Origin of the sequence: Methylophaga sp. UBA3192 (assembly GCA_002363955.1) — a bacterium.
Lineage (GTDB): Bacteria > Pseudomonadota > Gammaproteobacteria > Nitrosococcales > Methylophagaceae > Methylophaga.
Window position 1 is genome coordinate 616,487 of the sequence record DEXE01000003.1, and the last position, 11,606, is coordinate 628,092.

Annotated in this window: 11 protein-coding genes; 4 read left to right on the forward strand and 7 right to left on the reverse strand. The window is 48.6% G+C overall.

Annotated elements, in window-relative coordinates; all coding sequences use genetic code 11:
- Positions 1–12 precede the first annotated feature (12 nt).
- Both B2337_RS04645 and B2337_RS04650 read right to left on the reverse strand, forming a co-directional pair.
- Positions 13–786 carry a type 1 glutamine amidotransferase domain-containing protein gene (locus tag B2337_RS04645; protein ID WP_292362505.1) on the reverse strand — a complete coding sequence of 258 codons (774 nt, stop codon included), beginning with the start codon at positions 784–786 and terminating at the stop codon, positions 13–15.
- A 106-nt stretch (positions 787–892) separates the two neighbouring features.
- The gene (locus B2337_RS04650) at positions 893–1,348 is read right to left on the reverse strand and encodes a DUF4112 domain-containing protein (protein ID WP_292414328.1); all 456 of its coding nucleotides are present in this window, start codon (positions 1,346–1,348) and stop codon (positions 893–895) included.
- A 241-nt stretch (positions 1,349–1,589) separates the two neighbouring features.
- On the opposite strand from B2337_RS04650, the gene B2337_RS04655 reads away from it, so the two are divergent.
- A complete protein-coding gene (locus B2337_RS04655) occupies positions 1,590–2,372 on the forward strand; it encodes a hypothetical protein (protein ID WP_292414326.1) in 783 nt (260 codons plus the stop codon).
- A gap of 11 nt (positions 2,373–2,383) precedes the next feature.
- Positions 2,384–2,674: a hypothetical protein gene (locus tag B2337_RS04660; protein WP_136552858.1), complete on the forward strand. Its 291-nt coding sequence runs from the start codon at positions 2,384–2,386 to the stop codon at positions 2,672–2,674.
- A 180-nt stretch (positions 2,675–2,854) separates the two neighbouring features.
- Here B2337_RS04660 and B2337_RS04665 read toward each other — a convergent pair whose 3' ends face one another.
- The 4 genes from B2337_RS04665 to B2337_RS04680 all read right to left on the reverse strand — a co-directional run bounded on the left by B2337_RS04665 (position 2,855) and on the right by B2337_RS04680 (position 8,611).
- Entirely contained in the window at positions 2,855–3,184 is a 330-nt protein-coding gene (locus B2337_RS04665) for a DUF3240 family protein (RefSeq protein ID WP_136552860.1), read from the reverse strand.
- Positions 3,181–6,267, reverse strand: coding sequence for an efflux RND transporter permease subunit (locus tag B2337_RS04670; RefSeq protein WP_211116080.1), 3,087 nt, complete (start codon positions 6,265–6,267; stop codon positions 3,181–3,183). Before B2337_RS04670 ends, B2337_RS04665 begins: the two co-directional genes overlap by 4 nt.
- Positions 6,267–7,280 carry an efflux RND transporter periplasmic adaptor subunit gene (locus B2337_RS04675; RefSeq protein WP_292414322.1) on the reverse strand — a complete coding sequence of 338 codons (1,014 nt, stop codon included), beginning with the start codon at positions 7,278–7,280 and terminating at the stop codon, positions 6,267–6,269. Before B2337_RS04675 ends, B2337_RS04670 begins: the two co-directional genes overlap by 1 nt.
- A 74-nt stretch (positions 7,281–7,354) precedes the next feature.
- Positions 7,355–8,611: a TolC family protein gene (locus B2337_RS04680; RefSeq protein ID WP_136552865.1), complete on the reverse strand. Its 1,257-nt coding sequence runs from the start codon at positions 8,609–8,611 to the stop codon at positions 7,355–7,357.
- A 158-nt stretch (positions 8,612–8,769) separates the two neighbouring features.
- On the opposite strand from B2337_RS04680, the gene B2337_RS04685 reads away from it, so the two are divergent.
- Entirely contained in the window at positions 8,770–9,453 is a 684-nt protein-coding gene (locus tag B2337_RS04685) for a response regulator transcription factor (RefSeq protein WP_136552867.1), read from the forward strand.
- Positions 9,450–10,733: a sensor histidine kinase gene (locus B2337_RS04690; RefSeq protein ID WP_292414321.1), complete on the forward strand. Its 1,284-nt coding sequence runs from the start codon at positions 9,450–9,452 to the stop codon at positions 10,731–10,733. Before B2337_RS04685 ends, B2337_RS04690 begins: the two co-directional genes overlap by 4 nt.
- A 47-nt stretch (positions 10,734–10,780) precedes the next feature.
- On the opposite strand, the gene B2337_RS04695 is transcribed toward B2337_RS04690, so the two are convergent.
- Positions 10,781–11,467: a VIT1/CCC1 transporter family protein gene (locus B2337_RS04695; RefSeq protein WP_211116081.1), complete on the reverse strand. Its 687-nt coding sequence runs from the start codon at positions 11,465–11,467 to the stop codon at positions 10,781–10,783.
- Positions 11,468–11,606 lie beyond the last annotated feature (139 nt).

The window sequence follows — 11,606 nt, forward strand, 5'->3', positions numbered from 1 at the left end:
CTGACTGAGAACTTAGCGTTGTTGCAGTAACTGCACAACCTCACTGCCCATAGTACGGGCTGAGTTCGGGTTTTGGCCTGTGACCAGACGCTCATCGACACTGACTTTTTCCATAAATGGAATCCATGACTTGCTGACATTAGCTCCGCGTTGTTCCAGGCGGGTTTCCAGTAAAAATGGCATATCACTGTAGAGTCTGACGATGCGTTCTTCAATATTGGTAAAGGTGCTGACCTCACGATTGGCAACCAGGTACTCGCCATCCGACAAGGTGACATTCACCAACGCCGCCGGACCATGGCAAACTGCTGCCACAACACCATTATTTTCATATATTTCTCTGGTCAGACGTTGAATATCGGCATTGTCCGGAAAGTCCCACATGGTGCCGTGCCCACCGGCAAACACAATCGCAGCATAGTCGTCTGATTTGATCTCTTCCAGTCGCAATGATGTTTCCATTTTGCCCCAGTCTTCGGGCGTTTCCATAAAGCGTTTGTTGTCATCATCCGATAATTTATAGCTACCGGGATCCATTGGCGGTAATCCCCCTTCAGGGCTGGCAATATCAATCTCAAAACCGGCCGCTTTTAATTCGTAATACGGGTGCGTGACTTCAGACAGGAAGTAACCGGTATCCTTTTTACTGGAGGCTTCATCTTCACCAATATAGCCATGGCTGGTGACGACGATAAGTACTTTATCGCTGGCCATGGCTGTCAGAGACAGCATACCTAACACGATAAACAGCAAGGGCTTAAAAAAACGATAGATGGTATTTGTCATGATAAGTTCTCTCTCTGGTTGAGTATAAGCCGCTTTATCGTTGTTATTAAATGAAATCAGGTCGCGGCAAAACAAGTTACTACTTATAACAAAATACGTTCATGGTTTAGTTATTGATTGCGGATATCAGCAGTCCGAAGATCCAGCTGATGAATACAATCAGTAGAACCAGAATGCCCAGTAATAATCCAATAAACAAGATGTTTTGAATCAATGATTTGCGGTAAACCTGTTTGGGTTGTTGCTGATAATCGTCCAGTAAGACGACATTACGCTTGTTGGCTTTCCAGACAAAGTCAAATACATCACCAGCAACAGGAATAGCACCCAATACCGTGTCGATCACCATATTGATAATCATTCTGCCCAATATCATTCGTGGCACACCCAGTTGGTGAGCTTTGTAAATAATGACGCTGGATAACAGTCCACCAATAAAATCGCCGATACCCGGTATCAGACCAATAAAACCATCCAGACCGATTCTATAGCCACCGGGCAGGGGGATACTCTCATCCAGAAACCAACTTAAACGTTCGATAAAGCGACTTTTTGTTTTCATGACCCGCTATCCCTTTCCATTGGCATCACCTCATTCAAGCCTTGACGATAAAACTGATAACGCAATGGTGCCTGAGGTTTCACTAATTCACCTTTGAGTGATAGTTAACCATTTTTTACCGGAATGTTTTTTAATTTCAGTCAGCATGAATTTTAATACGATTTAAGTACTTGTCTTTTATGGATAAATACCTTAAAAGTAAATTTGTTTATTCACTAGGAATGGCATGGGGGGGGGTGGGATGAAACAGCTCAAAAAAGTAATGTTCGGCTTTTTTTGTTTTAGTTTTATGACAACAGCAATTGCCGACGATTTTGATATTGTAGGTCTTAAATTAGGGATGAGTTTTGATGAAGTGCAACAGACGCTATTAACGCACGGAGCAAAACCGGAAAGTATCCAGCAGCAACATCAATATTTTCAGTACCACGACGGAGCAGAGGTCCACAAAACAGAGTCCTTTCTGCATAGCGTGACCGCCGGAAAAGATGTGATGGGAGAAAAAGGGCGGAACCAGGAGAGTTTCAATGTGTTTTTTTCACCCCCGCCTGAACAGTCAAGCGTCGTGGCGATTATCCGAACCATTAATACGCGTAATAATCCCACCACAAAAGGCCAATACATGACAGCCCTTAACGATAAATATGGTGAACCCCAGACTATCGGCAGTCGACTGGTCTGGTGGTTTCCTGAGGGAAAACAGAGTTGTTATGCCGCTACCAATCTGGTGATGATGCCGGATATTGATCAGATTATGAATGGTATCTTTTTGTCGAGTGGTAAACGTTATTTTCTGGATCGGTTTCAAAATACCAAGCTCACCAGTATTGATGATTGTGCTGGATATCTGGTCTATGACATGGGCATGTTGCAACCTGATTCACCCGCAAATAGAGTCACTGCCACCATGATAGATGCCCCGACCTGGGTGAAAGCCAACCTGAAATCCATGGAGTGGGTTGAACAGCTGCAAACGGAAGCGACTGAAGCCAGACTTGCTGGCAGTAGTAAACCTACTTTATAAGGAATAAGCAGATGAAAAAAATACTTATTATTAGTCTGTTTTCTCTCTGGCTGACAGCCTGCGGCTCAGGGCTTGAAGGCACTTATACAGATGACCTTGGCATCTATCACTTCACGTTTGAACCGAATGGCAAAGTCATGATTCGTGAAAAAGGTCAGATGCAGGAATATGAATATAGAGTTGATGGTGACGAGGTGTTAATTGAGTTGAGTGAAGAGGACGAAGAGGTCTTGGTCATTAACGAGGATGGTTCTCTGTCACCTAAAGGGTTGAAAAATGTTTATTTGATCAAGCAGGAATGAATTCGGTAATTTAAAATTGCACTTTTGAAAAGGCGCTTTTTTGCGCCTTTATCTTTAAATATCAATGAAGTTTATGAATATCACAGTAGTGACATTGCTCGGTTTCATGCTACTAAGTTGCCCAAATTGATATTGAATTTCAAGGGGACTGACTGACCATTATTTGTTAAATAAACACCATCAGTATTCGATTCTGCCGAAATTACTGACAGGCTGTTGCCAATAGACGATATCACGTCCCACTGCCTCGGCCAGACCGGAGAGAATCAGTGGTATGGTCGACACATTAACAATCAGTTCGTATTGAGAACGCTTGCGCCTCCCCGAGACCTGCTCTGCCACGCTAAGCCCATGCTGCTGACCATGTCCGTACACTGTGTATGAGCTAAAGCCCACAATCTGCTCAATGGAAAGCAGGTAGTCAACCAGATCTTCCTCAAGCTCCGGTGCAATGTTGAGCATCAGTATGCAGATTTCCTCGGCGGTTTGTTCATGCGTTGACGTGTTCATACACTGTCTCCAGAGCTGTTGAGGGGACGATGAAATGCCTTATAAATGATCGGAAGCATAAAAAGTGTCAGCAGTGTGGAGCTTATCAGTCCACTGATCACTACGATCGCCAGTGGTCGCTGAATCTCCGATCCTGGGCCGGTAGCCAGTAACAGTGGCACCAGTCCGAACGCACAGATTGTGGCTGTCATCATCACTGGACGCAGCCGACGAAGTGCTCCCTCGGTTACTACTGTGGCAATATCCAGACCTTTGGCTCGTAACTGATTGAAGTAAGTCATCATTACCACGCCGTTCAATACTGCAATACCCAGCAGGGCGATGAATCCCACCGAAGCTGGCACAGATAGAAACTCACCGGTCAGCCACAAACCGATTAGTCCGCCTGTCAGGGCAAAAGGAATGTTAGACAGAATGATTAGCGTCTGTTTAATGGAATGGAACGTCAAAAATAGCAACAGTGCGATCAATGCAAGTGCAAGTGGCACCACGAGCATTAGACGTGCGGCGGCGCGCTGTTGATTTTCGAACTCACCGCCCCATTCCAAACGATATCCATCCGGCATCTCGACATTATCTGCGATCAGCTTCTGTGCCTCTTCTACAAAGCCCACCAGATCACGTTCTGCTACGTCAGTGCGGATCACGCTGAAGCGCTGGCCGGATTCACGGGAGATAATAATTGGGCCTTCGACACGGGCAACGGTTGCTATCTCTGACAGCGGAATCTTGCCACCATCAGGCAAGTCAATAAAGCTGTCGCTAAGACGCGTCAGGCCGTCACCTTCAATAGCTTCGTAGCGCAACATCAGGGGAACACGCGCGCTGCCTTCAATTACATTGCCCACGTTGACGCCTTCAATCTCCGCACGCAGACGGGTCTGCAGTGCATCAGCATCCAGTCCCAGCCGCCCGGCCATGATGCGGTCGATACTCACTTGCAGATATTGAGCGCCCTCATTAAGTGTTGCAAAGGTATCAATAGCACCGGGAATAGCTTCCACTTGCGTGGCGATCTGCTGTGCGATGGAGTTTAGGGTGTCCAGGTCTGGACCGAACAGTTTGATAGCAACATCACCACGCGAGCCGGTGAGCATCTCCGATACACGCATGTCGATCGGCTGTGTAAATCCATAGTTAAACCCAACGAAACGATCCATGACCTCGCGAAGATGCTGTTCAAGTTCTGTCTTGGTCGCGACACGCCATTCTTCGACGGGACGCAACTGCAGGAAAATATCAGTCTCGTTTAGTCCCATCGGATCCATGCCCATCTCATCTGAACCGATACGTGAGACGATGCGTGCTACTTCCGGAACCTCATCAAGAATCGCACGTTCTACCTGAAGCACGATACGAGTGTTTGCCTCGAGACTGATCGAAGGAATTGTTTCCAGCTGGATGAGAATGTCACCCTCATCCATAGTAGGCATGAAGGTCTTGCCAACCAGTGGAAACACCACAAAGCTGGCAGCCAGCAATACTCCTGCGGCTCCTAAAACCAGGGCAGGATGCAGCAATGCCTTGCGCAGCAAAGGTTCATAAGTTTTTGCCAGGGTCCGGCTCAGCCATGGTTCGGCATGAGCATCGGAGCGGACAAGGAATGACGCAATGACGGGAATCAATGTCAGGGATAACAGCAGCGATCCCAGCAGTGCGAAGACGATGGTTAACGTTACCGGGCCGAAAAGCTTGCCTTCAAGCCCTTCCAGTGTCAGTAGCGGCAGGAACACGATGACGATGATAATGATGCCGGAGGTCACAGGTGCTGCCACATCACGCACCGCACGGTAGATAATATGCAGATGTGGCAATCGTCGTATGCCGCGCTGGTGCGCAAGTGAGGAGACAATGTTTTCGACGATTACGATAGACGAATCCACCAGCATACCGATGGCGATAACCAAGCCCCCCAGGCTCATCAAATTGGCCGACATCCCCATATTTCCCATCATGAGAAATGTGAACAAGGCTGATAAGGGCAGGATGATAGCCACAGTGAGTGCGGCACGCACATTGCCAAGGAACAGACCAAGCAGAATAATAACCAAAACCACAGCTTCCAGAAGGGCAGAGGATACCGTACCTACGGCACTTTCAATTAGTACCGTACGGTCATAAAAAACTCTGATCTGTGTGCCTTCTGGTAAGGTGTCTTGCAACGCCTGAAGCCTGGATTTAACGCCTTGCACAACTTCACGGGAATTGGCGCCACGCAGCCCGATCACCAGGCCCTGCACTGCTTCTGCTCCACCATCCGCCGTAACTGCGCCGTAGCGCTCCATACTCCCCGTGGTGATATGTGCCACTTCGGCTAGCGGAATGCGATCACCCTCAGCGTTTACGACATAGGTATTGCTGATGTCTTCAAAGCCGTTAATCGCACCTTCTACGCGAACCAGAATGACTTCCTCTCCCTGATCAATCCGTCCAGCACCATCATTTTTGTTGTTGGCGCTGAGTGCGTCGGCGATATCCTGCAAGTTAACGCCCATTGCCCTCATGGCTTCACGAAGAGGTTTGACTTCATAGGTGCGAACAAAGCCGCCGAGCGAGTTCACATCAGCAACCCCAGGCACGTTACGCAGCGCCGGACGAATGGTCCAGTCCAGCAGGAAGCGCTTTTCCTCCAGGGTCATGGATGGATTGTCGATGGTGAACATAAACATGTCGCCCAGTGGTGTGCTCATCGGCGCTAGTCCACCGCTGATGCCGCCGGGTAGATTGTCCCAGACATTGCTGAGTCGTTCGGTGACCTGTTGGCGAGCCCAGTAGATGTCGGTACCGTCCTCAAAATCCAATGTGATGGAGGTCAGTGCGTACTTGGAGATGGAGCGCAGCATGGTTTGGAACGGGATGCCCAGCAATTCCACTTCAACAGGTTGCGTAATAAGCGATTCTACTTCTTCCGGGGTCATTCCCGGCGCCTTGATGATGATCTTTACTTGTGTCGGCGAAATATCGGGGAAGGCATCAATAGGTATATTGAGCAGTGCTCGACCACCAAAACCAATCAACAATATTGACAGCAATAAGACCAGCAGACGCTGGCTGAGGGACCATTGAATCAGTGAAGACAGCATTACTCAGTCCCACCCAATCCGAGTTGAATACCCTTGAGAACAGCCGTGCCCTGAATGGCGATCTCCTCGCCAACCGCAATGCCTTCGGAGGCCAGATAGTCATCCCCGATAGATTGCAGTTCCAGAGCACGTGCTTCAATCCCTGCGGCCGTTCGCACATAAATTATCGTCTCACCGCCAGTATGCACGACCGCACGGTCAGGGATGAGCACACCCTTACCGACCGGTGGCAGCACAATAGATAAGACCTGCCCCGTGGTGAAGGAAGTATCGGCGTTAAACTCCGCCAGCAACTTAATTGTCTGATTACTGCTGTCGATGACCAGATCCTTCTGGCGCAAGGTCAACGTCTCGCCACTGTTAGCAATACTCAGCTGATGGCCAATCTCCAATGCGTCTGCTGCTTTGGCAGGAATATGAGTGCTGGCCCAACGGCGAGTGCCTGCATTCAGCGTAGCGATGATTTGCCCAGCCTCTACATAGCTGCCGATGTTATACATGCGCTGTGACAGGACGCCATCCTCCTGCGCAACCAAATAGAATTCTCCCAGGCCTGATCCATGCTTTCGCAGCACCTCGAGTTTTGCTGTATCGAAACCGCCTTGTGCCAGATGTGATCGCGCAGTGCGTTCAGCGAACACCGCCTGTTGTTTTAGCAGACGGGTTTTTGTCAGACGCTGTTTCGAGATAACGCCCTCAGTGTATAGAGACTCGTCTTTGCGCAGTTCGAAGTCGGCTCCTTCCAGAGCAGAGACGGCATCGATCCAGGTGTTTTGCAGTGGCAAGATGGAAGGGCTACTGAAAGTGGCGAGAATAGTGCCCGCACTTGCACTCTGTCCGGGTATAAGAGCCCATGAAACCAGTGTACCTGCCCAGGGCGTTGTCACACTTGCGGCGCTGTCTGGTGAGTTGACGACTGTCGCGGCATATCGTGCGCCGGTGCTTGTGTCTACTGGGATAGCCGGAGCAAAGACAATGCCCATCCTGGTTACATCTTCGCTGTTAATGGGCACGATTTCCTGAGCATTGAGGGATGCGGAAAAAATTGCCAAAACAGCCACAACGAATTTCTTGCGGGAAAAAAAGCTCATGGCAGGACTCCAACGATTTGGTTAAATTCAGTAATCAGGCGGGTTTGTCGCAGAGTAATCACTTCAAGATCACGGGCGCTCCGGCGCTTCTGCTGCAAGGCGATGACTACCTGACTTATATCGGTCTCGCCGGAAACGAAAGCGGTTTTTGCCATCTCCCACTGCTGACGTGCCAGCTGGGCCTGCTCCTTGCTGAGTGGCAGAGATTCATTCAAGGTGAAAAGCTCGTGTGCAACTTCGTGAAGTTGCAGGTTCAATTCACGGTAAGTATTGAGGTAGCGCACATCAGCGTCGACCTTATTGCGGCGCGCCGAACTGGTGGATGCATTGACATGAGCGCGACCACCAAAGGGGATGGTTACTGAGAGTGCCAAGGCATCTTGATAATCGTTCTGATTACCCGCTCTTTGTCGACGTGAGCCAATGCTGATAGTGGGGTTACCTAGTGCCTCCAATTCTGTCTTGTTGATTTCGGCGGCTGCCAGATCGATATCGCTTCTTAACAGTCGCAATAGAGGATGTTCTGGGCTAACCTCTTCAGTCGTTTGAAGGGTTTCGATATGCGGCTTTTCTGGTCGGATATTCAGACCAGTCAGCATCTGGTATTTACGTTCAGCATCAACACGGGCTGCCTCTGCTGCCAGTTCATTTCGTTGCTGGGCCAGCAGCAATGTTTGAGCCTGCAAAACATCACGCCGTGCAGTTTCGCCCGCAGAGTGCAAGGACTCAGCAATTGACAGTAATTGCCGGGCATCTGCTGTAGCGTGTTGTTCTGTTGCCAACAGAGAATCTGCATCCTGCATGTCTGCCAGTACCTGGCGTAGTCGTCCTGCCATCGTCAGAGTAAAAGCTTCTTGCCACGCTGCTACCTGGACATTGTATTGTTGTCCCCGGGCTTGCATGGTGTTCCTCTCACCAGATCGCCACAGGGGTAAAGTGATGCCATAAGTGAGCTCGCGTTCACCGAGGTTACTGAGCATTTGATCGTCGATATAGTCTAGTTGCGCGCTTGGCCGGCCAGCAATCCAGCTTTCACCAACATCTACCATGGCCTGCGCCTGCTCTGTCCGTACTTCGGTTTCCAAAGCTTCAGGGGCATGTGCCAACGTCTGTTCCAGCAGGGTAGTAAAATTTAAATCTTGAGTCGTGATAAGTGGCGCATGATCGAGTTCCTGAGCGTGGAGATTTGGCGTGGCCAAGAACGCAACTAAAATGGTTAGTGTTGTAAGGCGTTGTAGGTGTGTTTTTTTCACTTTGTAAAGTTTCCCTTTATCAGTTGGGATAGGGTGAAAGCTTTTACGTCAGCCTAAGTCAGAAGTTGTAAATAAATTGTCAACCCGTTGAGTTGACTTTTTTTTGACATGGGCCGATTGACACTGACAAAGTTATTAATTGGTGTAAGGAGGTGGCAGTGAAAGTGCTGGTAATCGAAGACAATCGCGACATCGCAGCAAACATTGCTGACTATCTGGAGCCCAAGGGGCATGTGCTCGATTTTGCTGCGACTGGACCACATGGTTTGAAGCTCGCGCTGAGCGAGCGTTATGACGTGATTGTCCTTGACATTATGTTGCCAGGACTTAATGGCATGGAGGTATGCAGACGTCTGCGGAATGAAGGCAGCAACGATGTGCCGGTGCTGATGCTGACAGCGCGTGATCAGCTTGACGATAAATTAGAGGGATTTCAGGCGGGGGCCGATGATTATCTTGTGAAACCTTTTTCCGTGAAGGAGCTCGAAGTGCGGCTGCAGGCACTCATAAAACGTGGCAGCTCTCACACACCACGGACATTGATAGTGGGCGATTTACACTACGATCCCCAGACTCTTGCTGCTACAAGAGCTGGTCAGCTGTTGGAACTCAATCCAGTGCAACGCAAAGTGCTGGAGCTGTTGATGAGAAATACGCATCGTGTTGTCACCCGTGAAGAACTGGAGCAGCACATCTGGGGAGATATGCTGCCCGATAATGATGTGTTGCGCATGCATATCTATAGCCTGCGCAATGTGGTTGATAAACCGTTCGCCACCAAGCTGATTCACACTATTCATGGAGCGGGCTACCGACTGGTTGCCGAGCCATCACTTCCATGAAATCTAAAGCATCCGTTAAATTTCGAATACTCACTGCACTTGTACTCATCGTCAGCGTCACTAGTTTTTTGTTTGCAGGAGGCGTGTTGCTCATCAAGTCACAACTGGAGGCAAGAGTTTTCGGTGACATGGTCGCTGAGCAGTTGCGGGTGCTAACGGCGCAACTGGATGATGGCACTTATCATGAAAATGCATTATTCACTGGCTGGGAATTTCTTATTGGTGGTAAAAACACAAATATTGCCCCAGAGTTCGCTGAGTTGGAGCCAGGATCACATCACACGGTCTCGATGGGAGGTTCGGTTTATCAGGTTGAAGTGGGCGAATGGAATGGGAGTCCTGTTTATTTGACCTACGATATTACCGAATGGGAAGCACAGGAACATGCTGTATTACGTATGCTTCTCTATGGCCTTTTTCTGGTATTGATCGTGGCAATTGCCATGGGTTTGAGTGCTACACGGGCTATATTGGCACCGGTGCAGAATCTGTCGCGGCGACTCACCGATATTGAGCCGGGACAAACGGGCTTACGTATTGCTGATGATTATGTCGGTACGGAGATCGGTCAGATTGCTTCCTCGTTTGATAAATATCAGGAACGTTTGGAGAAATTTGTCGAAAGGGAGCGATCTTTTACTGCAGCGGCAAGTCACGAGCTACGCACACCGCTGACAGTGATGATGGGCGCCCTGGATGTACTCTCGGCCGATACTCATAGCCCGGCGTCGCAGCGAGCGTTGGAACGTATAAACCGAGCCTGTACAGAAATGCTTGCCTTCATCGAAGCGACGCTTCTTTTATCGCGCGAAGAAAGCAGCCAGATCTATCAGGACAGCTCAATAGACCTCGCGGCTCTGGTAGAGCAATGTCTGGAAGATTATGCCGGACAGATCGCTGACCAATCATTGTTGATTGAACGTAATTATTTGGGTTCACCACAATTATTTCTGCCCGTTAATCTGGTGCTGATAACCGTTAGCAATCTACTGCGAAATGCTATCGAGCATACTCAGGGAGGAATCATACGGATTCACATTAGCGACAATGAATTTTCGATCAGCGACACGGGTGAAGGTATCCCAGCTGACAAGCTAACTCAGGTGTTTGAACGTAGTTACAGTACCAAGGTTGGTGGAACAGGGCTGGGACTAAATCTCGTCAAAAGGATATGTGATCGATTGCACTGGACTATTAACTTAGATAGCACCCTTGGTCACGGAACAGTAGTCACAGTGGTTTTCCAACAAAAAGAAAAGGAAATCCCTAATCCACTTTAAGGTTTTTTTTCGGCAGGACAGCTTAAGAATCGCGTCCCAGAAGGATCTCAAACTCCAAAAAAATGACCAACCAAAGCCGTCAGTCCCATTGCCAATGCCCCCCAAAACACAACACGTGAGACGGCTTTTGTAACGGATGCTCCCCCAATCATTGCTGATAATGCGCCCAAAATCGCTAATGCTATTAAAGCACTGATGGAAACACTTATTATCAATCGATTACTTGAGACCAAAAGCACCACCATCAAGGGTAATAACGCGCCAACCGTAAAGGTAGCCGCGGATGAAAATGCTGCCTGGACTGGTTTTGCGGTGAAGTCTTCTGATATGCCAAGCTCATCTCGAGTATGAGCAACTAACGCATCTTTATCCATCAGTTGTTTTGCTACTTGTTGAGCAAGCGATTTATCCAGACCGCGATGAATGTAAATCGCGGTCAATTCTTCATACTCATGAAGCGGATCAGTTGCTAACTCGACGCGTTCACGCTCAATATCGGCTTTTTCAGTATCAGCCTGAGAACTAACGGAGACATATTCTCCTGCCGCCATGGACATAGCACCTGCAACCAGGCCTGCTACACCTGTCATAAAGATGATCTCAGTTGATGCGCCTGCAGCTGCTACACCAACAATAAGACTGGCTGTGGAAACAATGCCATCATTTGCCCCCATTACCGCAGCACGAAGCCAACCAATATGTTGCGTTTTATGAGCTTCAGTATGTTTTTTCATTATGATTTTCCGATTTTATTTTCAGGTGTGTGGTTATTAAATCAGCAGACTCTTTACGGATAACGTTATGTTTTAAAGAGGTTATTCAGCGAGATTGTTGATAGGAAAAATCACTACAGTATTCATTTTCTTGCTTTTT